This window comes from Thermomicrobiales bacterium, assembly GCA_037045155.1.
GTDB lineage: Bacteria > Chloroflexota > Chloroflexia > Thermomicrobiales > CFX8 > JAMLIA01.
On sequence record JBAOIG010000002.1, the window covers coordinates 276,642 to 300,972 of the forward strand.

21 protein-coding genes are annotated in these 24,331 nt (G+C 65.0%); 13 read left to right on the top strand and 8 right to left on the bottom strand.

Features of this window, described 5'->3' with window-relative positions; translation table 11 throughout:
- Nucleotides 1-33 precede the first annotated feature (33 nt).
- The 4 genes from V9F06_01495 (at nucleotide 34) to V9F06_01510 (ending at nucleotide 1,450) form a co-directional block, all read left to right on the top strand.
- A complete protein-coding gene (locus V9F06_01495) occupies nucleotides 34-294 on the top strand; it encodes a hypothetical protein (GenBank protein ID MEI2616296.1) in 261 nt (86 codons plus the stop codon).
- A gap of 65 nt (nucleotides 295-359) precedes the next feature.
- Nucleotides 360-827: a carboxymuconolactone decarboxylase family protein gene (locus V9F06_01500; protein MEI2616297.1), complete on the top strand. Its 468-nt coding sequence runs from the start codon at nucleotides 360-362 to the stop codon at nucleotides 825-827.
- A 161-nt stretch (nucleotides 828-988) separates the two neighbouring features.
- Nucleotides 989-1,141 (top strand): carboxymuconolactone decarboxylase family protein, encoded by a 153-nt coding sequence (locus tag V9F06_01505; GenBank protein ID MEI2616298.1) that lies wholly within the window; start codon nucleotides 989-991, stop codon nucleotides 1,139-1,141.
- A gap of 6 nt (nucleotides 1,142-1,147) precedes the next feature.
- Complete coding sequence (locus V9F06_01510; protein ID MEI2616299.1) at nucleotides 1,148-1,450, top strand: carboxymuconolactone decarboxylase family protein; 303 nt, start codon at nucleotides 1,148-1,150, stop codon at nucleotides 1,448-1,450.
- Between the two features lie 282 nt (nucleotides 1,451-1,732).
- Here V9F06_01510 and V9F06_01515 read toward each other — a convergent pair whose 3' ends face one another.
- Both V9F06_01515 and V9F06_01520 read right to left on the bottom strand, forming a co-directional pair.
- A complete protein-coding gene (locus V9F06_01515; GenBank protein ID MEI2616300.1) occupies nucleotides 1,733-2,626 on the bottom strand; it encodes a hypothetical protein in 894 nt (297 codons plus the stop codon).
- Between the two features lie 202 nt (nucleotides 2,627-2,828).
- A complete protein-coding gene (locus V9F06_01520; GenBank protein MEI2616301.1) occupies nucleotides 2,829-4,253 on the bottom strand; it encodes a hypothetical protein in 1,425 nt (474 codons plus the stop codon).
- Nucleotides 4,254-4,510: 257 nt separating this feature from the next.
- Here V9F06_01520 and V9F06_01525 point away from each other — a divergent pair, with 257 nt between their 5' ends.
- A complete protein-coding gene (locus V9F06_01525) occupies nucleotides 4,511-4,831 on the top strand; it encodes a hypothetical protein (GenBank protein MEI2616302.1) in 321 nt (106 codons plus the stop codon).
- A 1,883-nt stretch (nucleotides 4,832-6,714) separates the two neighbouring features.
- Here the strand turns inward: V9F06_01525 and V9F06_01530 are convergent.
- Nucleotides 6,715-8,349, bottom strand: coding sequence for a hypothetical protein (locus V9F06_01530; protein MEI2616303.1), 1,635 nt, complete (start codon nucleotides 8,347-8,349; stop codon nucleotides 6,715-6,717).
- Nucleotides 8,350-8,962: 613 nt separating this feature from the next.
- Here V9F06_01530 and V9F06_01535 point away from each other — a divergent pair.
- The 4 genes from V9F06_01535 (at nucleotide 8,963) to V9F06_01550 (ending at nucleotide 12,489) form a co-directional block, all read left to right on the top strand.
- Nucleotides 8,963-10,648 carry a hypothetical protein gene (locus tag V9F06_01535; protein ID MEI2616304.1) on the top strand — a complete coding sequence of 562 codons (1,686 nt, stop codon included), beginning with the start codon at nucleotides 8,963-8,965 and terminating at the stop codon, nucleotides 10,646-10,648.
- 305 nt (nucleotides 10,649-10,953) lie between these two features.
- On the top strand, nucleotides 10,954-11,940 hold the full coding sequence (locus tag V9F06_01540) for a VOC family protein (protein ID MEI2616305.1): 987 nt from the start codon (nucleotides 10,954-10,956) through the stop codon (nucleotides 11,938-11,940).
- Nucleotides 11,937-12,113: a hypothetical protein gene (locus tag V9F06_01545; protein MEI2616306.1), complete on the top strand. Its 177-nt coding sequence runs from the start codon at nucleotides 11,937-11,939 to the stop codon at nucleotides 12,111-12,113. Before V9F06_01540 ends, V9F06_01545 begins: the two co-directional genes overlap by 4 nt.
- A gap of 79 nt (nucleotides 12,114-12,192) precedes the next feature.
- A complete protein-coding gene (locus V9F06_01550; protein MEI2616307.1) occupies nucleotides 12,193-12,489 on the top strand; it encodes a helix-turn-helix domain-containing protein in 297 nt (98 codons plus the stop codon).
- A 3-nt stretch (nucleotides 12,490-12,492) separates the two neighbouring features.
- On the opposite strand, the gene V9F06_01555 is transcribed toward V9F06_01550, so the two are convergent.
- The 5 genes from V9F06_01555 to V9F06_01575 form a co-directional block, all read right to left on the bottom strand.
- On the bottom strand, nucleotides 12,493-12,864 hold the full coding sequence (locus V9F06_01555; GenBank protein MEI2616308.1) for a hypothetical protein: 372 nt from the start codon (nucleotides 12,862-12,864) through the stop codon (nucleotides 12,493-12,495).
- A gap of 905 nt (nucleotides 12,865-13,769) precedes the next feature.
- On the bottom strand, nucleotides 13,770-14,684 hold the full coding sequence (locus V9F06_01560; protein MEI2616309.1) for a LysR family transcriptional regulator: 915 nt from the start codon (nucleotides 14,682-14,684) through the stop codon (nucleotides 13,770-13,772).
- Nucleotides 14,685-14,777: 93 nt separating this feature from the next.
- Nucleotides 14,778-15,581 (bottom strand): histidinol-phosphatase, encoded by an 804-nt coding sequence (locus V9F06_01565; protein MEI2616310.1) that lies wholly within the window; start codon nucleotides 15,579-15,581, stop codon nucleotides 14,778-14,780.
- Nucleotides 15,582-15,605: 24 nt separating this feature from the next.
- Complete coding sequence (locus tag V9F06_01570) at nucleotides 15,606-16,370, bottom strand: glucose 1-dehydrogenase (protein ID MEI2616311.1); 765 nt, start codon at nucleotides 16,368-16,370, stop codon at nucleotides 15,606-15,608.
- 27 nt (nucleotides 16,371-16,397) lie between these two features.
- Nucleotides 16,398-18,875: a M14 metallopeptidase family protein gene (locus tag V9F06_01575; protein MEI2616312.1), complete on the bottom strand. Its 2,478-nt coding sequence runs from the start codon at nucleotides 18,873-18,875 to the stop codon at nucleotides 16,398-16,400.
- 106 nt (nucleotides 18,876-18,981) lie between these two features.
- On the opposite strand from V9F06_01575, the gene V9F06_01580 reads away from it, so the two are divergent.
- The 4 genes from V9F06_01580 (at nucleotide 18,982) to V9F06_01595 (ending at nucleotide 24,275) form a co-directional block, all read left to right on the top strand.
- Nucleotides 18,982-20,100, top strand: a complete 1,119-nt coding sequence (locus V9F06_01580; GenBank protein ID MEI2616313.1) for a hypothetical protein — start codon at nucleotides 18,982-18,984, stop codon at nucleotides 20,098-20,100.
- A gap of 556 nt (nucleotides 20,101-20,656) precedes the next feature.
- On the top strand, nucleotides 20,657-21,265 hold the full coding sequence (locus tag V9F06_01585) for an ABC transporter permease (GenBank protein MEI2616314.1): 609 nt from the start codon (nucleotides 20,657-20,659) through the stop codon (nucleotides 21,263-21,265).
- Between the two features lie 32 nt (nucleotides 21,266-21,297).
- Nucleotides 21,298-22,281 (top strand): ABC transporter permease, encoded by a 984-nt coding sequence (locus tag V9F06_01590; GenBank protein MEI2616315.1) that lies wholly within the window; start codon nucleotides 21,298-21,300, stop codon nucleotides 22,279-22,281.
- 140 nt (nucleotides 22,282-22,421) lie between these two features.
- Nucleotides 22,422-24,275 carry a peptide ABC transporter substrate-binding protein gene (locus tag V9F06_01595; protein ID MEI2616316.1) on the top strand — a complete coding sequence of 618 codons (1,854 nt, stop codon included), beginning with the start codon at nucleotides 22,422-22,424 and terminating at the stop codon, nucleotides 24,273-24,275.
- The last annotated feature ends 56 nt before the right edge of the window (nucleotides 24,276-24,331 follow it).

The window sequence follows — 24,331 nt, forward strand, 5'->3', positions numbered from 1 at the left end:
CCCCCCATCCCTGACACCCCGAAAGGAGAAACCATGACCACCATCGACCTGACGATCTACACGATCGCGCTGCCGCTGACGCTGGGGCTCGTCCAGGTGGCGAAAGATGCCGGGCTGGCCAGCCGCTGGGCGGGGGCCGCGGCGGTCATCATCGGAGCGCTGGCGGGGGTGTTCGCGAATCTCGCGGGGGCCGGCGAGACGAGCGCGGCGACGGCCCTGCTGAGCGGGATCGTCGCCGGCCTGTCCGCAGCAGGGTTCTGGTCCGGCGCAAAGGCGGGAGCGGGAATACGCTGATCATTCCGACTCTTGTATAGGTCAATACCTCGTCGTACGATGCGCGGCGGCACTCGGGAAAGGAGATGGTGGTGGTACCACGGCTAAACACGGGGAAAGCGAACCCCCAGGTGACCGAGCCGATGATGGCGATGAGTCAGGCCGTCGGCGACAGCGAGCTGGACAGATCCCTCATCGAGCTGATCGATATTCGCGCCTCGCAGATCAACGGGTGTGGCTTTTGAATAGACATGCACACGATCGATGCCCGTGAGGCAGGCGAGAAAGAACATCGGATCTATCTGCTGAGCGCCTGGCGCGAAGCGCCCTACTACACCGACGCCGAACGCGCGGCGCTGGAGCTGACCGAAGCGGTCACCAATATCTCCCATGCCGGCGTGCCGGACGACGTCTACGAGCGCGTCCGTCAGCACTACGACGAGGCGCAGTACGTCGCGCTGCTGATGGCGATCAATACGATCAACTGCTGGAACCGGCTCAGCATTGCGAGCAACACCGGCGCCGGCAACTACAAGCCGCACCTGCGGCGCTAGGACAGGCTCGGCATCAGGCGCCCCCCATCCCGGAATCCGGGATGGGGGTGTTGCGTGCTGGCGGACATGCGTCGCGCCGGAAATCACACCCGGCATGCATCTTGCTCGCGTTGAATCATGACCAGAGAGTGTCTGGCAAACACCTGGGGAAGGAACGTGTAGTGGAACCACGGATGCGGGCCATGCAGGCCAATCCGGACGTAACGAAGCCAATGCTGGCGATGAGCCAGGCGGTCCATGACAGCGGGCTCGATCCGGCGCTGGTCATGTTGATCGACATTCGCGCCTCGCAGATCAACGGATGCGGCCAATGAATAGACATGCACACGATCGATGCCCGTGAGGCAGGCGAGAAGGAACATCGGATCTATCTGCTGAGCGCCTGGCGCGAAGCGCCCTACTACACCGACGCCGAGCGCGCGGCGCTGGAGCTGACCGAAGCGGTCACCAACATCTCTCAGCGCGGCGTGCCGGACGACGTCTACGAGCGCGTCCGCCAGCACTACGACGCGGCGCAGTACGTCGCGCTGTTGATGGCGATCAACGCGATCAACTGCTGGAACCGACTCAACATTGCGACGAACACCGGCGCAGGCCACTACAAGCCGCACCTGCGGCGGTAGGACAGTATGGGGACACGAAGACGGCCGGGGCGCGGTGTTGCGTTCCGGCCGTCTTCATTCCAACAGGAAGGTCCTGGACGATGAGGATCAGGACCAGCAGGCCTCCCCCGATGTACATGCTCGATGATCCCTCTCGTTTCGTGGCATCGGCAACGACTCTGCTGTTCACCGGGGATGTACTGCTCGTGCCATGATTTGGAGAGGGGAGTAAACAGGCCGGGATAGTCGTCTGACCGCCCCGGCCTGTCGCTGTGTTCTCCGGCTATCCAGAGACAGAATGAGTTACCCGGCGACGGCCGGGATGCTGGCCTGCTGGACGGCGGCGTTGAAGGCTGGGACGTCCGTCGCGACGACGGCATCGAACGCCTTGAGCTGCTCGCCGATTCGCCCGGCAAGGTCTGCGTAGAGATCCTCCATCTGGCGGGTCGGCGCGGCGTCGGCCGTCTCCAGCGCGCCGCCGAGGGTGGCAAGCTTGGTGTTGAGCCTGACCGGGTAGTTGAGCGTGTCCTGGACGGACTGCACCTTGACCTGCAGCAGCTCGCCCTCGATCGCGTCGAGCTTGTCGACGAGCGCCTTGCCGGCCGCGGCGATCGCCTCGCCCGACGCAGCGTCCTTCGCGCGCCCGACCCAGCCGTTCGCCTGCTCGCGCAGGGCGCGGATGCGGTTCACCGCGCGGTTCAGCTCGCCGTGCGTGTCGCGGATCTTCAGGCCCAGCGCCGTCTGGGCGGCGAAGTCGTCGGCCGTCGTCGTCAGGCGTGGATCGGGAGTGACGACAATCGGCACGGTCAACGTCTCGCCGCCGGCTGTCAGGCGCGCCTGATAGCTCCCCGGCGCGGCGAGCGGGCCGCCGACGCCGGGCTGGTCGCCGCCCTTGGTCGCGATCTTCTCGGCATTGGCGTAGCGCAGGTCCCAGACGAAGCGATTCAGCCCGACGCTGGTTGGCAGCTTCGGCTGGCCGTCGTCCTCGGCGTCGTCGGCGTCGGCCGCTGGCTTGCTGGCGTACTCGCGGATGACGTTGCCGCTGGCGTCGAGGATCTCCAGCCGGATCGGATCGGCCGGCGTCTCGGCCAGCGCGTAGTGGAGCAAGACGCCATACGGCGGGTTGTTGCCGGCGTCGGTGTAGGTGAACTTGGTGCCGCCCTCGGCGGTCTTCTCAACGTTGTAAGACGGGATCATCCCGCCGACGAACCAGTAGTTCCGGCCGGGAACCGGCGCGTGGCCGAAGCCCCGCCAGCTGGCCCAGGCGCAGCGTCTCGCGCGGGGCGAACAGGCGCGTCTGGCCGGCGGCGTCGCCCATCTGGCGCAGGACCTCGAGGTCGTCGAGGATCCAGAAGCTGCGGCCGTGGGTGCAGACGACGAGCTCGTCGCCGCGTGATGATCAGGTCGTGGATTGGCACGACCGGCAGGTTGCCGCCCAGCCGCTGCCACGAGTTGCCACCGTCGTCCACGAGATGTAGATGCCGGTCTCGGTGCCGGCATAGAGCATGCCGCGCCGCTTCGGATCCTCGCGGACGACGCGGGTGAAGTCGTCGTGCGGGATGCCGTTGGTGATCGTCGTCCAGGTCTTGCCGCCGTCGGTCGTGCGGAAGAGGTAGGGGGCGAAGTCGTCGAGCTTGTAGCGTGTGGCGGCCAGCGTAGGCCGGTCTGGTCGTCGTGCGGGCTGGCGTCGATCAGCGAGCATGAGCGCCCAGTCGGGCAGCCCCGTCGGGCTGACGTCGGCTGCCATGTCTGCGCCGCCGTCGCGAGTGACGTGGACCAGTCCGTCGTCGGAGCCGGTCCAGATGACGCCCGGGCGTAACCGGCGACTCGGCGATGGTGAAGATCGTGCCGTAGTACCTCGGCGCCGGTGTTGTCCTTGGTGATCGGGCCGCCGGACGAGCCCAGCGTCTCCGGGTCGTCGCGGGTCAGGTCGGGGCTGAGTCGATGTCCCAGCTGACTGGCCCTCGTTGGTCGTGCGGAAGACGTAGTTGCGCGCCGACGTAGCAGGCGTGTCGGGTCGTGCGGCGAGAGGACGATCGGCGAGGTCCACTGGAAGCGGTACTTCATGCCTCGGCCGCAGCGATCGCCGATGGAAGTTCTCCGGCCAGACGGCTGATGTTGCGCGCTCTGCTCGCGGCCGTGGTCGTAGCGGGTCAGGAAGCCCTGCATCGAGCCGGCGTAGACGATATCGGGGTCGTCGGGGCGAATGGCGATGTAGCCGCTCTCGCCGCCGCCGATCTCGCGCCATTCGTTGATGATGATGGCGTCGTAGTTCGACCGGCTGGGCAGCGACATCGTCGTGTTGTCCTGCTGCGCGCCGTAGACGCGGTAGGGCGTCCGGGTGTCGGTGGCGACGTGGTAGAACTCGCCGGTCGGCTGGTTGTAGAGGGTAGACCACGAGCCGCCGCCGTTGAAGGTGACCATCGTCGCCGCCGTCGTTGCCGAGGATCATCCGGTCGGTGTTGGTCGGGTCGATCCACATGTCGTGGTTGTCGCCGTGCGGGGCGGGGACCTGCTGGAAGGTCTTGCCGCCATCGACCGAGCGCCAGAGCTCGACGTTCAGCACCCAGACAGTGTCGGCGTCGCACGGGTCGGCGACGATGTGCGAGTAGTACCAGGCGCGCTGGCGCAGGTTGCGGTCGTCGCTGGTCCGCTCCCAGGTCTCGCCGCTGTCGTCGGAGCGGAAGACGCCGCCCTCCTCGTGCCTCGAACATGGCGTAGACGCGGCCGGGCTGGCGGCGAGGCGACGACGGCCGATCTTGCCGAGAATCCCCTCTGGCACGCCGGGCCGCTCGGTCAGATCCTGTCCAGGTGTCGCCGCCATCGAGCGAGCGGAAGATGCCGCGAGCCGGGGCCGCCGCTGAGCTCATGTAATGCGGGCCGCGCTCGGCCTCGCAAGAGCCGGCGTAGATGATCCGCGGGTTGTTCGGGTCGAGCGACAGGTCGTTCGCGCCGGCGTCGGTCGGAGACGAAGAGGATGCTGCTCCCAGGTCTTCGCCGCCGTCCTTCGAGCGGTAGAGCCCGCGCTCGGGGTTCGGGCCGTGGGCGTGACCGAAGGCAGCGACGTAGACGAGGTCGGGGTTGGTCGGGTGGACGCGCACCTTGCCGATGTTGCGCGTCTTCGGCCAGCCCGAGGTGCTGCCAGGTCTTGCCGCCGTCGGTGGACTTGTAGACGCCGTCGCCGTGGGAGACGTTGCCGCGGATGGTCGACTCGCCCATGCCGACGTAGATGACGTTGGGGTCGGACTCGGCAACGGCGATCGCGCCCACCGAGGCGCGCTTGAAGAAGCCGTCGGAGATGTTCCTCCAGTGTTGACCGCCGTCGTCGGATCTTCCAGACGCCGCCGCCGGTCGAGCCGAACCAGGCAGTCGCGGGCATCGACGCGTGGCCGGCCACCGTGACGACGCGCCCACCGCGCGTCGGCCCGATGCTGCGCCACTCCAGCCCGTCGAGAAGCTTCTGATCCATGCCGTTCCCTCTCACGATCACTCATGCCATCTCAGCAGCCCCGAGTATAGGCCGGATGGATGTACGGGGGAACGAGAGGGTCGGAGATCTGGCGCAACCTTATGCTGTCGCGGCAGTAGATATCCATCAACCACTGCGCGGGCAAGATCGTAGATGGCTGCCGGCTACGACGTGATCGGCGGGTGCACAGCAGCCCCTGACGATACTGTGCTTGCGGCTGAGCATCACCAGCCGTCGGAGCGCGTTCACAGACACTAGCTGTCACAGCTACGGCATGTTTCGCAGTATGAAGCCCACAAAAACGCGGCACCGGCAATCTCGCCAGGGCCGCGTGATGTCTCCGACAGGCAGGGCTACCGCATGCGGAACGTGACGGTGTGCTCGACCGGGTCGCCAGCAACGGTGAACGTGATCGCCCAGACGCCGGCCACACGGCCGCGAATCTGGAAATCGTAGACGTACCCGCGGAGCCGCGAATCGTAGCGGAAGTTACTATCCCGGTTTGCGCTGATGGCGGTGTGGGGACGTGTCGCGGCGCCACCATCGAGCGTCGTCAGCTGCACCGCGTTGAGGATGATCTCGGCGTCCGATACGTTCGCCCCCTTCGCGTCGGTCAACCGCAGCCGGACCGGCAGCGAGCTACCGGGCCGGTGCGCCTCATCCTGATCGTAGAGCGTGGCGATGTTATAGGTCACACCATACCCGACGCTCACGGTGGCCGCGTTGCCGACGTTGTCGATGGCATCGACGGTGAACTGCTTCGTTCCGGCCGACGCCGTGTCGATCGCCGCGCCGCTGGTGACCGGCCCAGTGCAACCTGCGACGCCGGAGCCGCCGTCGGCACAGGTGTAGCTGGCGATGACGGACTGGTTGAGCACGTAGATCGTGTCAGTGGGGGAGGTCAGCGTGATCTCTGGAGCATTCTTGTCAACCCTGTTCCCGCTGACCGGACCCGCGATGGAGCAGTTGCCGGCAACATCGCAGACCTGACGACTCCCCGTGGCCGCGCCGGTCGTCTCAGTTCCGAACGTGACATTGGTCGACAGCACAAACGCGACGTCACTAGCGTTGTCCAGACCGGAGGCGGCATCGCTGGCGACGCAACGGATACTGACGTCCGCGGCGTGCCACTGGCCGTCGGCGGCGTCGCAGAAGACAGCCGGCTGGGTCTTGTCGATCTGAACGATGAGCGTCTGCTCGGCGCTGCGCCGGCCGGCCTGATCGACTGCCTGGTACGTGATCAGGTATTCACCCTCGGCCGCTGGCAGAACCGTGCCGGGGTCGAGGACCATGCCGTCCGGCAGCGTCCACCCCTCGGCCGGCACGACCTTGTCCTGGCCGAAGCTGGCAGACGCGCCCGGACCAGCGCTGAAGCGCGTATCGCCATCCAGCAGCAGGCTGTGGTATTCGATCAGGGCCACACCCGATCCGCCGATTGTGTCACGACCGTCGAATCGGACGTCGACCGCCGAGCGATACCAGCCGTTCGCGCCGGGCAGCCCGGCGACGACCGTAGCGGTCGGGGCGATCGGGTCGTGGAGGTCCACCTTCGCGTCGTACTGGAATGTCGAGCTTGCGCCGACCAGATTACTGGCGGCGAACGCAAACTGGTGGATACCGTCGGCAGCGATCTCGATCGTCCAGCGGTACACACCATCGCTGCCGAGCGCCGCGGCGCAGGTCACGCCCGCGACGGCCGCGCAATCTGCGCCGTTGACAGTGAGGCTTGCGCCGCGGAGGCCGGCCGCGTCGAACGTGGCGATGGTCAGCACCGCCCTGTCCGACGCGCAGCCGCCGCCCGCGTCACAGACGCCGGTCAGCCAGCCAGCAGCCCCGACTCTGGAGGCGATGGCGCCAGACGTGGTGGACGCGGTAAAGCTTGGGCCAGGGCCGTCAGCAGCCGTGAGGGCCTTGACGACCTGACGGGCGTAGGCGCGCTGGCCGGCCGCGTTGGGGTGCATCGTGCCCTTCTGCTCTCTAGCTCAAGCAGGAAGATCGGCCCCCACGAAGTCGTCGTCTTCCAGACAGGTCCCTGTTGGCGCGCCGATTCGTACGGTCTCACGACCCAGTTGTCGTTGGCGCAGTAGCCGTGTCGGGCGAACTGCTCGGAGATGCCGGTCACGAAATGCCAGCCCTTATCGGCGTGGCGTTCGGCAGCGTCGCGGATCGCATTGTTGAGCGGGATGATGACCGAGTTGCGCGCCCACTCCGCCTCGTCGCGGTCGATGTGGATCTTGGCGAAATCGAACGGAGTGGCCGGGACAATCTCGCCTAGCATCGAGCTACAGGTCTCGCCGTTGGCATCGCCCGTCGGGTCGGGGTATTCGGTGATGTAGACATTCTTGATGTTCAGCGCCGGCCGACCATCAGGGGTTGGGTTTGTCAGGGCGTTCGCCAGCCGGTCATAGCGGTTCGGCAGTTCCGCCATATCGTCCCGCAGACGGTCGAGGACGGCGGGCTGCTCGTGACAACGGCCGCCAGTGCCGAAGACGCGCGGCATGTTGTGCCAGACGCAGTCGGCGATGATGTCGGCGAAGTGGATGTCATTGCCGCCGCCGCTGACGATCAGCGCGTCGATCTCACGCCCATTCGCCACCTCGGAGAGCACCTGGAGCTGTGACTTCAGGTAGGCGCCGGGCGAGTAGTCGTCGGGATTCGGCGGGACGGTTCCGCGGAACGGCCCGAGCATTCCGCTGCCCTCAAATTTGTCGCCGTTGTAGATTGGTGCGTCGATCGTGCCGCCGGAGCAGGCCAGCGAGATGAACGTGACCGACGACTTCGAGTCGCCGCGCTCGATCGCCATCGCCGCCTGCGCCGCGCCGGCCGTCGCCGAGCGGTGACAGCGCTCGTCCACCCACTTCGCGCCCGCGCTGACGAAGCCGAGATCATCGAACTTCTGCGGTATATCGGGGTTGCCCTCGCCCGACCCGTAGGAGTCGCCGATCGAGACGATGAACACGTCCTTGACCGTCACGATCTGGGAGTGGCTCATCGTCGCGCCGGCCAGCGTCGTGATCGTCACCGCCACGTCGTAGTCCCCCTCGGCGGAGAACGTGTGCTGCCAGAGACAGCTGTTGGTCGGCGCGCCGGCATCTGCGCCATCGACCGCCCAGGCGTACGTGTTGGCCGACAAGCCGGAGGCGGCCTCCTCCTCGGTCTGGCAGCCGTCGAAGTTCAGGACAAAGCCGCTCGGGTTGACATATGCATGGTCGTAGGTCGCTGTCGCCGGATCCCAGTGGTAATCGATGATGCCGTTGCCGTCGGCATCAAGGCCGAAGCGGCTCGGCGTGCTCCAATCGAACCCAGCTGCGGGCGGGATAAATGGTGGATTGGGAACATCGTCGATCGGACTTGGGTCGAGCCGATCTTTCGGCAGCGCACTGGTCGCGGCAGGGAAGAGCCCCGAGATCAACGTTACCGTCGCGAACAACACGAGTAATCGGCGAGGCATGCAAAGTGTCCCTTCATCAACCAGCGAAACGGGCGAGAGAAACCCATGTTCTCTGAAAAGTCACCAGCCGAACCGGTGATGGTGTTGGTGATGTGATGTGGTGGTGAAGTGATGAGGATGCGTGAAGGCTTCGGGAGCCTCGCCAAGCATACCGCACAAATCAGCCCGACCGGCGCTTCCACGGCCCGGAACGCGGCTCAATCCCGCTGCCGGACGCCTGACAATACGCACTCGACGCGAGCAAGGATAGCGAGGACGGGGTCGGAGTCGGAGAACATCCCGGCCCGCGAGGCGATGAATATCGGCCGGGTAACGCAAGATCTATCGAGAGATCAGCAGATTCATTCCCGTGCTCTTAACGACCCCGCCACAGCAATCCCGACAGCCACAGCGGAAGAGCGTTACTCGAATTGCGAGTCAGTGATGCTGGCCGGGCGACCGATCGATGCCCCATTGACCCGAGCGGGCGTCGGGCGTATTCTGGTTCCATCGCAGTACTGCAAATTCGTTATTCCGTTGTGTAGCCTCCGCAGCCGACACAAATCATTCGTGTTCCCTCAAGCACTGAACGATCAAAACACCAGTGGATCGGAGAACGCACAGGAGGCGCCACATGTCACGCCATATGGTCCGCATCGCCGTAGTCTTGCTCCTCGCCTGCTCTGCGCTCGCAAGCAGCGCCGGCGCCACGCGAGCCTGGGACGAGCCAACGCTGGTGGCAGCCACCGGGAACGCGGTCTCGATCACCCGGCTGAGGACGGACGGACGGTTCGTCATCTGGATCGTCTATTCCTCACAATCTCCGGGCTCCACGACAGCCACGCTCGACGGTATCGATCGGTTAACCGGCGAACCTGTCAGCGTTGACATCACGGGCGACCCCGAGAACCCTTCGACTCTCTGGGACGCTCTGGCCGTCGACCTCGATATCGACGGCGGGCTGCTGGCGCTGTCCACGACGTGGAACCACTACCACGGCGAGGGTCCGCACGGCGTCTTCGCCAAGAACCTGTATACCGGCGAACAATGGCAACTCTCGTCAGCCAAGGTCCCAGGACCGGTTGGCGTCTCCGGCAGCACCGTCTACTGGGTCGAACGGATTCCTGGCGGCGGCGATCGCGATGTCATCCGCGCCCAGGGTGCTTATCCTGGCGCCGACACGAGCAACCTCTACACCGCCGCAACCCGGGAGACGTTCGTGAAGGATCTCAGTGTCGCCGAAGGGCACGTGATCTGGCAGGAGCACGACGAGGCGACGGATTCCTGGCGGCTGGCGACGCTGGCTGCCGGCGACGACCTGACAATTGCCGAAGGCACGCAGCGGATCCCATTCGACGCACGCGGCGATGTGCTGGTGTATCGGGAAGCCGGGGGCCTGTCTGTCCGATCGCTGACGACGGGGGTGACACGCCACATCGCGATCGACGCCACGCAGTTCGCCACCGACGGCCGCTACATCGTCTGGAACGCCAACCCGTTGATTCGGATGTACGACCTTCAGACGGACGCCTCGTTTGTCGCGGTCACCTCGAATATCGTCGATGGCGCGGGCGGGCAATTCGGGCTCGTCGCGGCGTCTGGCGGAGCACTCTCCTGGACACGGACATTCCCATACGTGTACCCACCGCCATACGATCAGGTGACCAACGAAATTCACGCGGCGCCGATCTCCACCCGCCTGCCGAGCGCGCCACGCCCCAACCCGGACGCAATCGGCGCCACGTGGAAGTATTTCCCGGAAACCAGCCACTACCTGTCGTGGAGCTTCCTTGAGTATTGGCAGGCGAATGGTGGCCTGCCGGTGTTCGGCTTCCCGCTGACCGAGGAATTCTCCGAGCTCAATGCCGACACCGGCGTGGACTACACCGTCCAGCTCACGGAGCGGCAGCGCTTCGAGTACCACCCCGAGAACGCGCCGCCGTACCACGTGCTGCTCGGCCGCCTCGGCGCGGAGCTGCTGGTGAGCCAGGGTCGCGACTGGACCACGTTCCCGACCGCTGACCCCAGCGCCCCACACTACATGCCCGCAACCGGGCACGCCATCGACGAACGATTCTGGGACTGCTGGTCCGGCCGCGGCCTCGACGTCGGGGATCCGGGCGTCTCGTTCCGCGAATCGCTGGCCCTCTTCGGCTACCCGCTCTCGGAGCCGATGATGGAGACGAACGCGGACAACGACACCGTTCTGACGCAGTACTTCGAACGCGCCGTCTTCGAGTGGCATCCGGACAACCCGCCGGAGTGGCGGGTGCTGCTGCGCCGGCTGGGCGCGGAGGCGCTATCGGACAGGGGCTGGTAGGGGCCAGCGGCACAGGCGAGACGAGATTGCCTCAGCTGACGTAGCCGGCCATCCCCGCCGTCTCCTCGCTGGCAAACAGCTCGGCCTGCTCGATGACGAGCTGGGTGGCAACCGCATCTCGTCATCGAGTGGCTCATTGTCCTCCCCGGCCCTCGCACGGTTGCCAGAGTGTTCGGCGGGCTGCGGGGCGCGCTCGTATACAATCCGTTCCCACGATGTGGCTCGCGAATGCGTCCAGCAGGAGTGGAAGACTAGTCGATGGCCCGGCACAACGCTTCGCCGCGCCTGGCATACGAGGAGCCGGCATGAGCCATCACCCGATCGCGCCTCTGCGCGGCTATCACCACCTGACGATGGTCACCCGCGACGCGCGGGAGAATGCCCGCTTCTATCGCGATCTGCTGCGGCTGCGGCTGGTCAAGCAGACGGTCGATCTCACCATGCCGGATGTCCGCCACGTCTGCTACGGCGACGAGATCGGCGCGCCGGGGTCGCTGCTGACCTTCTTCGAATGGCCGGACGCCCCCCATGGCCAGCGCGGCTGGGGCGGGACGGAGCACATCGCCCTGCGGGTTGCCAGCGGGGCGGCGCTGGCATGGTGGCGCGGCCATCTGGAGCGCGAGGGGGTCGACCTGGAAGGGCCGTTCCACGACCACACCAGGCCGGCCATCCGGTTCCGCGATCCGGACGGGCTGATCGTCGAGCTGGTTGCCCCAGCCGGGGATGACGTGCCGGATGGCGCGCCGGTCTTCTTCGTGCCCGCGATGGCGATCGGCCGGATCGACCACGCCGCGCTGCTGGCGACCGATCGCGAGACGGCATCGGTCTACTACCAGCACATGCTGGGCTTCGACCTCGCCGGCGAATATCCAAACCCGATCAACCCTGGCCGGGCCGATCTCGTCTTCGAGATTGATGGGCCGGCCCCGGCCGAGCGGCTGATCGTGACACTGGTGGACCACGACGCCGTCGGGCGCGCCGTCGCCGGCCCCGGCCAGATCCACCATATTGCCTTCTGCGTGCCGGACGAGGCAGTCGAGCTGGTCTGGCAGGAGCGGATCATCAGCGCGGGCGTCAACGTGTCGGACATCCAGGACCGGCAGTATTTCCACAGCATCGACTTCCGTGACCCGGACGGGCACCTGCTGGAGATCGCCACCGCTCACCCCGGATTCGCCATCGATGAGCCGCTGGAGTCGCTCGGCCAGGCGCTGAAGCTTCCGCCGTGGCTCGAGCATCGCCGCGACGAGCTGGAACGCAGGCTCCGCCCGATCGACGGGGACAACGAGTGAGCCGCCGTCAGATCCGCGCGGCGGTGATGATCGCCGGCGTCGTCCTCGCGATCATCCTGCTGGTAGTGATCGCCGCCAGCGCTTCCGGATCGACGCGCATCATTGTCCTCGCCCTGCTGGCCCCGTTGCTGACACTCACGTCGGTGGCAGTCTGGCGCAGCCTCAACAGCTGATCTCCGTCTCGTGACAGCCTGACACAGCCGTGATATGCTCTCTGTACGTACACGGTGAATGTTCAGGCAGGGGCGCCCAATGGCACAGGCACGACGAGCGACGCGGACGATGTATGGCTACACAGTAGACGAGGTGTCGCGGTTCCTGCAATACGATCCGGCAGCAATACGCTACTGGCTGCGGACCGGCCACCTGGCCGGCGCATTCGACCCGTCGATCGACGACTGGCGGGTAACCGCCAACGACCTGGTGATCTTCCTGCGGCAGTCCAGCGAGCCGATGCCGACCGGCGTCGTCGTCTGGCACGACGCACCGGCTGTGCCATCCCCCGCGCCCGTCAGCGAAGCAGCGCTCGTGATGTCGGGAGCCGACTGAGCACTACGGGCCGGGAGTCGCCCCCGATTCCCAGGCGAGCGCGTCGAGGATACCGCCAACGACTTCTCTCGCCGAGAACGACCGGTCGTAGTACGTCGCCGAGCCATCATCGCCCAGAATGAAGCGCTCAACACCCCACCAGACCGGTCCGGATGCCGTTTGCACGAGCGGCTCAAACGCCACGTCCGCTCGGTTGCTCCGAGTCGCGACAAGCCCGAGCAGGATTCGTTCGCCCACAGCCAGCAACTCGGACGGAGCGTGCACGACGGAGGAGTCGTCGACCGTCCCACCCTCGACAACGACGACGAGCCGCGTCGTGTCGACGGGGAACGCAGTTGCCCCACGGTCATCTCGCGGAATGAGGGGTCCCGTCATCTTGCGCAGGTAATCCGGCACGTCGAGCTCAAGTACAAACGGGGTGATGATGGTATATCGCTCAGGAACGTCAACGAGCAGGTCGGCCGGGCGGCTACCATCTGGTGTTGTCCAGCGCGCCGGCTGCTCCTCGACGACACGACCGATGACGAAGAGGTCGTACCCCTGAACCAGCAGATCCGGACGGAACGTCGGATCATATCATAGTGAGAACGAATCCATCAGGGTACGCGTCATCCGTCGCCGCCGGTTCAACGTGAGCGGTTGGAGACGATTCAACAGGCGTGGCGACCTCCGGGGATGCATCCGCCGCGCTCCCGGTCGGTACGACATCCGGCGCGCCACATGCGATCACCAGAAGACACACGACGACGATGAAGAGTTGGCGCGCGGGCTGTCGTGTTGCCATCGGCACAGCTCCTGTTCGATCAGGTGCGGGAACATCTTACGTCTATACAAGGGGGTGGTGTCAATACTTTCTCGTCCGATCACTCATGGTATCGAATGCAACACCATCGAGTTGCGCGATGCGAAACCATCGCACTCACTTCGTTCCCGAGTCGTTCTGAGACGATCGAGTGCAGTGATACTGTCACCCTTGGGGGCGCTACTGCCTCTGTCATTCTGAGCGGAGCGAAGAATCCGTCCCTCTCCGGCGGCAGCGAACCAGCGCGGGGAAACGGATCCTTCGGCTGCGGCCTCAGGATGACAGAGAGTCGGGAGGCTGCCGACCCGACATACTCACTGCGTTCGTCTACTGAGCTGATCGAGTGCGACGGGCAAGGCGTCGCCAAGATGACCGTGGTTGCTGACCATGGCAGCTGCAACGACACCCAGTGGACCAGGAATGAGAAGGAGAGAATGAGGCTGCGGTCACATCTGCACAGAGGATCGTCCCCCACCCATCATCCTTCATCCCGCTTGCCACCGAACGCCCCGGCCGCCTGGCGCAGTGCGGCGACGAACGCCTCGGAGACCGGCGCGAGCGACTCGTCGCGGGCGGCGCGGGCCAGCGCCAGATGGCGCTCGAAGCGTGGCGCGTCGGTGAGCTGGAGCTCGGCGAGGTAGCCCTCCAGCAGATCGTCGGCGACCAGGTCTTCGGTCAGGAAGGCGACGCCGCCGCGCCGTCGTAGCAGCCGGCGGGCGGTCGCGAACGGCGCTTCGATCACCGCGCCTGCGCCGTGCGGCGTCGCCCGGACCGCCTCGACGAACGTCGCGTCCCAGCGAATCAGCACGAACGGGTTGCCGCCGGCGATCGCCTCGGCGAACGACACCGACCCACCGCGGGCCAGCGGGTGGGCCGGCGAGGCGACAGGAACCAGCCGCTCGTGAAGCTCGACCAGCGCAATCAGCCCGGCCGGCGGCGGCGCCCAGCCAACGATGCCCAGCGTCAGTACGCCGTCGCGCAGCAGCTCGGCGATCTCGTCACTCTCGCCGGCCCGGACCTCGATCCCGACCGCCGGGTGCTCGTCGCGGAAGGCAGCGAGCGCGCGGGCCACGAACCCGCCGGCCAGCGAGTCGAGCAACCCGATCGCCAGCGCGCCCTGCTCGCCGGCTGCCGTCGCCCGCGCCGCCGCGACCCCCTCGTCCAGCACCTCCAGCGCCCGGCGGGCGTACGGCAGGAAGGCACGGCCCATCTCGCTCAGCGCGATCGTCCGCCCCATCCGGACGAACAGCTCGCCGCCGACCTCCGCCTCCAGCACCCGGATCCGCGCGCTGATCGTCCCCTGGGCGATCCCCATCTCCGCCGCCGCCCGGCTGAAGCTCCCCACCCGCGCGATCCGCTCGAACGCCAGCAGCTGGTCGCGATCCACGGCCATCACCCCCGATCGATCGAAATTGTCGATCGAGAGCATAAATCAGATCGACCTGAATGAGGACAGACATCGCAGGGGCGAACACAAGGCTCGCCCCTACAAGTCGATGAACGTCGCCTTGCGTCCCTCGAAGCGCGTGATCGCAGTGAACCCGGCGGCGTCGAGCAGCTCGCGGGCGTCGTCGAAGCGGTAGCCGATATGCTCCGGGCGGTGGGCGTCGGAGCCGACGGTGACGATCTCGCCGCCCAGCTCGCGATACCACTGCAACACCGGCAGATCGGGCGACGGCTTACCGACCGGCCGGCGGGCCGTGCCGGTGTTGATCTCGATCCCGATCCCCCGCTCGATCGCCGCGCGAAGGACGGCGCGTAGCGGCTCCTCGTAATCGTTGCTGTCGTAGCCGTTCTCGATGCTGAATCCGGCCCGCTTCGGCACGTCGATATGACCGATCACGTCGAACCCGCCGGCATCGACGACCTCCAGCAGCTCGGCGTAGTACGTCTCGTAGGCGGCTTTCGGCGTCCAGCCCTCGAAGTAGCCTGGCGTCAGCGTCAACCGGCTGGTCACCCAGTGGAGCGAGCCGATGACGAAGTCGTATGGTTGCGCGGAGAGAAGCTGCGCCGCCTCGACGCCAAACCGGTGGATCTCGCCGATCTCGACACCCGCCCGGATCGTCAGGCGATCGCCGTATCGCTCGCGGTTGGCGGCCAGCTCGGCAAAGTAGGCATCCGGGCGGTAGAAGCCCGAGCAGCTGTCCAGAGGCTCCCAGTCGGAATGATCGGTGACGCAGATCTCGCGCAGCCCCAGCGCGATCGCCGCCTCGCACTGCGCCGCCATCGTCGCCTGCGAGTCGCAGGAGAACGCCGTGTGCAGATGGTAGTCGTTCGGAACTCGACTCATCGTCCCCTCATCCTCAGTCCCAGACTATACGGCGGCCCAGCCTCCGTCGGCAGCGATGATCGCGCCGTTGATCTGGCGCGACTCGTCCGACGCGAGGAAGAGCGCGACATTGGCGATGTCCTCCGGCGCGAGGAAGGCCGGCAGGAGCGCGTGGAACTCGCCCGCCCGGGCCATGCCGACCATGTCGAGCCGGTCCTGCGGCATCGTCTCGGCGATGTTCGTCGCCGTCGCGCCGGGGCAGATCGCGTTGCAGCGGATGCCGCGCTTCGCGTACATCCAGGCCGTGTTGCGCGTCAGCCCGATCAGCGCGTGCTTGGAGGTGGTGTAGGCCGCGCCGCCCGCGCCGCCATGGAGGCCGGCGATCGAGGCGATGTTGATGATCGAGCCGCCGCCGTGCTCCAGCATGTGCGTGACCGCGCGACGGCTGGCGAACATCGGGCCATCAACGTTGATGCCGATCACCCGCCGCCAGATCTCGTCGGTGACCTCGCCGACGCCCTGCATGTAGTCGGATATGCCGGCGTTGTTGACCAGCACATCCAGCCGGCCATACGCCGCGATGGCCCGCTCGACCAGCTCGTCCGCCGTCGCCGGGTCGGCGATGTCCCCCTGCACGCCGATGGCCGCGCCGCCGTCGGCGGTCAGCGTCTTCACCGCCGCATCCAGCCGCTCGCCGTTCCAGTCGGCCGCCACGACGCTGGCTCCCTCGGCGACAAACCGCGTCGCCATCGCCAGCCCGATCCCCGACGCCGCCCCGGTGATGATCGCTACCTTGCCGCTCAGTCGCATGATCGTTCCTTTCTCATCCCTTTTGCCTCATCCCCCATCCCTCATCTCCATCCCCGCCGCGAACAGCGTGTTGAACAGCAGCCGGTAAGCGCCGCGCGCCTGGGCGCGGAACTGCGGGCGGAAGCCGAAGAGGATGACACGGCCCTTGTCGACTGGCACATCCAGCAGCGCCGCCTTGCCACGCAGGTGCTCGCCGCCGAGCATCCAGCCAGAGAGTAGCTGGTTCTGCAGCGGGTAGCGTCCGACGACAGTCGCCCCGCCGTTCGGGGAGACGACATCGAAGGCCGGCGAGCTGACAAACAGCACCGCAGCCTCCCGCTCATACCCCCAGGCAATCGGATGAGTCGGGTCGAGCAGCAGCCGTAGCAGCGAGCCGGGATTATAGAACGTCTCCGGCCGCACACCCTCCAGAACATTCGTCACAGGTAGATAGAGCTGCTTGATCGCCACCTCGCAGGCAGCATCGAGCGCGACGAGTGTGCCGCCACCTTCGACGAAGCGACGCAGATTGGTCATGCCCAGTTCGCCAATCCCGCCGGAGTACTGCTTCGGGTATTCGGATGCCGGGTTGCCCTCCAGAATGTCGCGCGCCGACTGCTGGGGCAGGACGATGGCGTCGAACCGCGCGCCGAGGCTGCCCTGACGCAGGTCGCGGTCGCGGATTGTCTCGAACCGCTGGTCGTAGCGCTCGAAGATGAAGCGCGTCCAGCCCTCGTCGATCCCATTCGGCCGCCACGAGCGATAGAGCCCCACCCGTGGCGTGGTCAGCCGCGCGATCGCGTCGCCCAGATCATTCCGCCCGGCCGCGTTTGCGACGACGTGCGTCGCCCGCGCGACCTGCTCGACCGTCGCACGCGCCAGACCCTCGACGACGAACGTGCCGATCGGGAGGCTCCCGCCCTGAGCTGCGACGCGAGAGACACGCCCGCCGGCCGCCAGCAGCTGGTTGACCGCCCGCACGCTGGCGTTCACTCGCGGGTCGAGCGTGTAGAGTTCGCCGCTCCCGTCGACCCCGCCTTCCGGCATGGCAATCCGTTCGACCGGCGTCAGCTCTGCTTCGAACGGGTGCTCCACCTGGATCGTCTCGACCCCCATCTGGATCGGCAACGAGTGGGCGGTGATGTCGTAGGGCGGCTTCGGCGGGCCGCCCGGATAGAGGCGCAGATCGGGGTAGTGTTGCGTCTGCAGCATCGTCGTGGCGAAGCGGCCGGCCGGCTGGCCGGCCAGGACGACGTGCGAGCCGGCCGGGAACTCGACGCCATCTGCCACGATCGGCTCGACTGCCTGCTGAATCTCGACCGCGCCAGTGCGCAGCACATCCAGCAGCTCGGCGGCGGTGACCGGGTCGGGCTGGCCGGCGGGGACGACGAATGCGTACGGCGCGCTGGCCTCGACAGCGTGGCGCTGGATCGCGAGGAAATTGCGCACCCAGCGGTCGCGCCAGACGGCGGCGGTGTTGAGCGCGGCCCAGGTGGCGATCGTGTTGTAGTCGACGATGTCGCGCAACGTCCAGTCGCCGCCAGTCCACGGCAGCGGGTGGTTCCATGTCGCGACTTTCGGATCGAATCCCCGCCGCTCGGGCAGCTGGGCTTCGGTGAGCACGATCGGTGTCGCGATTCGCACGCTGGCCGCCTCCGACAGGATGCGGACCCCGCCGTGGTAGTGCTGGTAGGCGCGCGAGGGGGAATAGGCGTCGAAGATGATGTTGGTCGCCACGCCGGCCTTGCCGGCCGCCGTCAGATCGGCAGCCATCGCCTGGCCCATCAACGCCACCTCGGAGCGGAGGATCGGGTCGACATTCGGGTCGTAGGGGTCGATGAACGGCGGCAGCACGTAGCGCGCGCCATCCGGCATCATCTGATGCTGGTCGAAGACGATGTGTGGGTGCCAGACGTTATGGATCTGCTCGATTGCCAGCCGCGTCTCGGCCTGGGTAAACATGAACCAGTCGCGGTTATTATCGTGACCCGTATAGGTATGGTAGAGCGTCGGCGGCTGGGAACCCTCGTGAGGAGTGCCGAGCGTCTGCTCGTACCAGTCGGCGACCAGCTCCATCCCGTCGGGATTGAGCGAGGGAACCAGCAGCAGGATCACCTCGTCGAGGATGCGCTGGACCTCGGGGTCGTCGCGCGTGGCGAGATCGTAGACAAGCTCCGGCGTCATCTGGACAGCGCCGACCTCGGTTGCATGGATCGAGCATGTCAGCAGCAGGACGGAGCGGCCTTCGATGACGAGTGACTCAGCCTCATCATCGGCCAGCCCACGCGGGTCGAACAGCTGCTGCTGGATCGCGCGATAGCGATCGAGTCGGGCGAGGTTGTCGGGAGCGGAGATTGTCAGCAGCACGAACGGCTGGCCCTCGGTTGCGATTCCGAGCTGCTCGTATCGCACGCGGTCGCTGGCGGCGGCAACCTCCTGAAAATAGGCCAACATGTCCGGCCAGCGCACCAGCTTCCGGTCGCTGCCCATCCGAAAGCCAAATCGTGCCTGAGGCTGCTGGATCATGGTCGTGTCCTTCCTCGTTGCGTCATTGCCGGCGATCGTACCCGATGACAGGCCGGCGTGGCGTCTTTACAATCCAACCCGATCGACCAGATGGCAGGGGTATCGAGTGGTTTCGAGCGCACGGAAACCAGCGCGCGGATATAGACGGGTAACGCGGGAGCTCCACCTGGCGCCCGTGCTGGTCGCGCTCGTGTTGCTGGTGGCCGGCTGCCGGATTGGATCGCCGCCGACTCCGACACCACCGATCAGCGCCAGCCCGACGGAGACGCTCACCCCGGCTGGCGATGTCCTGCGGATCAATGGTGTGCCGGTGCGGCGAATCGTGATTCCATCGGCGAGCATCGGCCCGATCTTCGCGCTCGCCGCCGACACGCTCTATCGCATGGAGAAGGGAACGTGGACGCCGATCGGCAACGATCGCCTCGGTCGTCACTACCTCGTCGACCCCGAAGATCTCGAGCGCGTCTTCCGTGGCCGGCACCGTGTCTGCGGCGGCAGCCCGCCCGAGCCGGACGTCCCGATGGAGGAATCGAAGGACGGCGGCCTGCACTGGCGGCAGCTGACACTGGGAACGAATATCGAGCCGATGCTGTTTGACCCGAACGACCACGAGGTGATCTACGGCGCGGACTGCAACAGTCTGGTCATCTCGACGAATGCGGGGAACACCTGGAGCCGGATCGACCCGCTGCCAGGCTACTCTATCGTCGATGTCCGGCTGATCGGCACGATGTTGCTGGTGCTGGGCATCAATCCGGTCGGAACGTCCGCGCTGTCCGCGGTAGATGTCACCGACCCACACACGCCAGAGGCCGGCGGAATACTACTGACCGCCAACGGCAAGGCGCGGATGGACGCCACTCGTGAGCTGATCGTCGTCGCAGGGGCAGGATCGATCCACACGTCCTCCGATGGCGGGCAGACCTGGTCCGAGACAGAGGCGCTGGTCGAGGTCGACCCCGTCCAGACTCCCCCGGCCGGCGCGACTGCGGCCGGGAATCCACTGGGGAATGTGCTGTCTCTCCGGATCGGGCCATCGAAGATCAAGCGACTCTACGCTGGCACGGCGGCCGGCCTGATCGTCTCGCAGGACGACGGGCTCACCTGGGTGCGCTACGACGGGGTCTCCGCCACCGCGATCGTCACCGAGATCCAGTTCGGCCTGGCTAACGCCGACCTCTACGTCACAACCGACCCGGGGGTGATCATGGTCCCGGCGCCGTAGTGGCGGTGATGGCGGTGAGGGTGGCGGTGAGATCACGACGACGCCGACCCATCGCACATGCTACACTGGTGCGATCGATCAATGAATGAGCGACTCCGGGCGGTTGGCAGTCAGATGGGGTGATCCAGGCCAACGTCCGTTTGTCGTACGACCGACGCAACAGGCAGCTGGTCATGCAAGTGCCTCGCCGGGGCCAATATTGGCAATTGCATGAAGCCCCGGGAGGCGAGGGAACGCTACGTGGGACGATTCATTATTGGGCGGCTACTTGCCGTTATTCCGACCCTCCTACTAGTGTACACACTCACTTTTGTTGTCATGCACGCGACACCAGGTGGGCCGTGGGATAATTCAGAGAAGCCGCTTCCGAAAGCAGTTGTGGAAGCCATTCGGGCAAAATATAACCTGGATAAGCCGCTATGGAAGCAATATCTGTATTATTTATGGGATGTACTGCACGGTGACTTCGGTCCTTCGTTCACGAATTCATCACAGTCCGCGTCGGATATCGTTCGGAACTTCCTGCCTGTATCAATTGCAGCTGGGCCTTGTAGCGATGCTGATCGGGATTCCGTTAGGTATTGGCCTGGGCCTGCTCGCGGCGCTCAAACAGAACACTGCCGCGGATTACACGGCTATGTTCGTGGCAGTCATCGGGATCTCAACACCGAGTTATGTCACCGCAACATTGCTCATCGTCGTGCTTTCGCTGAAGTTGCATCTCGTTCCGACGAGCGGATGGGGCGGCATCTTCAGTTCCCACATCGTCATCCCGGCTCTGGCGCTGTCGTTCGCGCCTGCCGCGTCACTTGCCCGATATACGCGCTCGGCGACGCTGGAGATCATGCGCCAGGATTACATCCGGACCGCCCGCGCTAAGGGACTCCACGGACGCTCGATTGTCTTACGTCACGTGCTGAAGAACGCGCTTATCCCTATCGTGACAGTCGGTGGGTTGATCTTCGCCGGCATTATCACAGGTTCATTTTTCGTCGAGACCGTCGTCGGTGTGCCGGGTATTGGTCGCTATTTCGTCACTGCCGCAACCGCTCGGGACTACCCGGTTCTCATGGCGATCACGCTGCTCTTTGCCGTCATCATCATCATGATGAATCTGCTTGTCGATGTCGCCTACGCCTTCCTGGATCCACGAATCCGATTCTGAGGCAATGCGTTCACATTGGTGAAGGGGAAGCTGTGACTACGCCGGTTGCAACAGACAACAAGGCTAACGATCGGGATCACTCCCTCGCCGGAGCCTCATTTACGAACAGCCGCCAGCGCAGCCTCACACGCGATGCCATGATTCGGCTGCGTCGCAATAAGGCGGCGGTTACCGGGCTTGCCATTATCATTATCGTTCTGCTTCTCGCGATTTTGGCCCCACTGCTCGCCCCTTATAACCCTAACAAACAGGACCTTCTCCAGACGTACGCAACACCCAGTCGGAGCCACCTGCTAGGAACAGACATCCTCGGCCGTGACATTCTCAGCCGCTTGCTGTTCGGTGCTCGTGTTTCAATGAGCGTCGCACTTGTCACAACGACCCTTGCGGTCCTGATTGGCCTACCGATCGGGCTTGCATCGGGGTTCATCGGAGGAAAGACCGACTTCATCATCATGCGGATCGTCGATGCCTTCTACGCGTTTCCTGACTTGCTCTTCATCATTATCATCTCGACATATCTGAACGCGGCCCTTCCCCATGCGACCAGTGGGTTTCTCCTCGTACTGAAGCACGTCAACGACTTCGCAGGTGGCCTGGCCGGCGTGTTCATCGCATTGGCTCTCTTTGGCTGGCTGGGATTGAGTCGGGTCGTTCGTGGTCAGGTTCTGTCGATCCGCAACCGGGAATATGTGACATCGGCTGAATCTATTGGCGCCGGGAAGCTTCGGATCATGTTTCTCCATATCCTCCCGAACTCGTTAGCGCCGATCATCATTCTAGTTGCTCTTCTGTTGCCACAGTTCATCATCGCTGAGGCTGGACTCAGCTTCATTGGGCTTGGGGTTCAGCCGCCAAACGCAAGCTGGGGAATCATGATTTCTGAGGGTGTCCCGGCCCTGCGCGCCCATCCGCACGTGATGCTGGTTCCGGGCATTACACTTTCCATCACGCTGCTAGCTTTCAACTTCTTCGGGGACGGGCTCCGCGACGCACTTGACCCATCGATGCATTGATACGGGAAGTGTGGCCGACGTGCCGTCTTTGTCATTGTCCGCCGTCGTAAGCGAGAGGAGCAGTGAGCGGACGACCTCGTAGAGCATAGAGGATGATCCCGGGGATCTGTTCACATTGTCTTTCACGAAGGAGGGGACCCGTGGGCACGGAATCAACTGTCTCGGAACTACTGGACGGCAAGAAAAAGCTCTCGCGCCGCAATGTGCTGCGGCTAGCAACGTTCGCCGCGGGCTCGGCCGTCGTTGGCACATTGCTGGCGGCGTGCGGCGGCAGCAGCAGCAACGATAAGGCAACCCAACCGGCTACCAGCGCCACGGCGCCTGCTTCTTCAACAGGTGCTGCGAGCGGCGGGGCCACTGCTCCTGCTGCGGCCACTACGGCAGGCGGCGCCAGCACACCGGCTGCGACCGTCGCACCACCACCGAGCGCTGGAAGTGGGCCTGATCCGGCCAAGATGGCCGCCGACCAGGTGATCCGCATCGCCAATCTCGAACCACAGAAGGTGGATCCGAACCTGACGGCGTCCGGCAACGAAGTCCAGGTGGTCATGCTTCTGTTCGATGGCCTGCTCGCGTTCGACCGCGACGCGAATGCGCTTCCGCTCTGTGCGGAAAAGTGGGAGATCTCAGCCGACGGGCTGGACTACACCTTCAAAATGCGATCGGGTGTGACATGGTCCGACGGCAGTAAGGTCACCGCGAAGGATTTCGAGTACTCGTTCAAGCGACTGGTTGATCCGGTGCTGGCATCGGAATACGCCCAGTCTGCGTTTCCCATCACGGGCGCTGAGGACTTCTTTAGCGGCAAGAGCACCGACGCCTCGACGATCGGTGTGTCGGCGGTCGACGAATCCACGCTTACGCTCAAGATGACAGGCCCAGCCGCGTATTTCCTTGCCGTCCTGGCTACGTGGAACTTCATGCCGATTCCGAAGGCCGCAGTCGACAAGTTCGCCGAGAAATGGGTCGAGGCCGGAAATATTGTCACAAACGGGATGTACACGATGACATCCTGGAAGCACGACCAGAGCATCGTGCTCGATATCAACAAGGACTACTGGGGTGAGAAGCCGTACCTGACGAGGGTTGAATACGTCATCACCCCCGATCCGTCCGCGACGAGCGTGGCGGCCTTCGAGAACAACGAGCTGGACGTGACCTACCCGGTGCCGGCCGGTGATGTGGACCGCATCCGTGGCGACGCGAAGCTGGGTCCACAATTCATCAAGTTCCTCGCGTCTGGGTCAACCTTCATCCTGTACGACTGTGCCAACAAGAACTCGCCGGCGAGCAACCCGGACGTCCGCAATGCCATGTATCTGGCGATCGACCGCGAGAAGTTGGTCAGCGCAGGACTGAAGAATCTCTATGACCCAGCACCGCTGATGACGCCCCCGGGCATCAAGGGTCGCAACGAAGCCGCCATCCCGAAGGGCGGACCGGACGAGGCACGAAAGCTCCTCGAAAAGGCCGGCTATCCCGGAGGCAAAGGCTTCCCCAGCATGACACTGACCTGGCCGGTAAATCCGAATTACGACCTGGCAGCCCAGATCATCCAGCAGATGTGGAAGGACGAGCTGGGGATCGATGTCACACTTCAGCGGATGGAGGCAAAGGCACACCGTGCGTTCTTCGGATCGCTGAGCGACGAAAATATCCACTACGATTTCTATATCTGGGGCTGGGGCTCTGACTACGAAGACCCGTATAACTGGTTCAATCTCCTCTGGGAGTCGAGTCAGGACTTCTATCGCACGCGCTGGAAGAACGATCAGTACGACAAGCTCGTGCAAGATGCTGCCGTCGAGCTCGACACCGACAAGCGCACCAAGCTCTATGAGCAGTCTGAAGTCATCCTGATGCAGGACATGCCAGTTGTCCCGCTCCATTACGCCGCGAACAACTTCCTGGTGCGTTCGACGGTGAAGGACATGGTATGGCGGCGCGTGGCCAACGAGCGCTTCCTGCACAAGGTTTGGATCTCCAAGGAATAAGCGATCAGAAGCTCGGTCCCCCAAGCCTGGCTTGGGGGACCGAGCCTCTGAGGAGG

Excerpts from the sequence above, each read along its gene's own strand:
- V9F06_01510 (MEI2616299.1), top strand. The coding sequence starts at position 1,148 with ATGCACACGATCGATGCCCGTGAGGCAGGCGAGAAGGAACATCGGATC.
- V9F06_01550 (MEI2616307.1), top strand. The coding sequence starts at position 12,193 with ATGGCACAGGCACGACGAGCGACGCGGACGATGTATGGCTACACAGTA.
- V9F06_01560 (MEI2616309.1), bottom strand. The coding sequence starts at position 14,684 with ATGGCCGTGGATCGCGACCAGCTGCTGGCGTTCGAGCGGATCGCGCGG.
- V9F06_01530 (MEI2616303.1), bottom strand. The coding sequence starts at position 8,349 with ATGCCTCGCCGATTACTCGTGTTGTTCGCGACGGTAACGTTGATCTCG.
- V9F06_01495 (MEI2616296.1), top strand. The coding sequence starts at position 34 with ATGACCACCATCGACCTGACGATCTACACGATCGCGCTGCCGCTGACG.
- V9F06_01570 (MEI2616311.1), bottom strand. The coding sequence starts at position 16,370 with ATGCGACTGAGCGGCAAGGTAGCGATCATCACCGGGGCGGCGTCGGGG.
- V9F06_01520 (MEI2616301.1), bottom strand. The coding sequence starts at position 4,253 with ATGGCGGCGACACCTGGACAGGATCTGACCGAGCGGCCCGGCGTGCCA.
- V9F06_01565 (MEI2616310.1), bottom strand. The coding sequence starts at position 15,581 with ATGAGTCGAGTTCCGAACGACTACCATCTGCACACGGCGTTCTCCTGC.
- V9F06_01555 (MEI2616308.1), bottom strand. The coding sequence starts at position 12,864 with ATGACGGGACCCCTCATTCCGCGAGATGACCGTGGGGCAACTGCGTTC.
- V9F06_01575 (MEI2616312.1), bottom strand. The coding sequence starts at position 18,875 with ATGATCCAGCAGCCTCAGGCACGATTTGGCTTTCGGATGGGCAGCGAC.
- V9F06_01585 (MEI2616314.1), top strand. The coding sequence starts at position 20,657 with ATGCTGATCGGGATTCCGTTAGGTATTGGCCTGGGCCTGCTCGCGGCG.
- V9F06_01540 (MEI2616305.1), top strand. The coding sequence starts at position 10,954 with ATGAGCCATCACCCGATCGCGCCTCTGCGCGGCTATCACCACCTGACG.
- V9F06_01515 (MEI2616300.1), bottom strand. The coding sequence starts at position 2,626 with ATGATCCCGTCTTACAACGTTGAGAAGACCGCCGAGGGCGGCACCAAG.
- V9F06_01535 (MEI2616304.1), top strand. The coding sequence starts at position 8,963 with ATGTCACGCCATATGGTCCGCATCGCCGTAGTCTTGCTCCTCGCCTGC.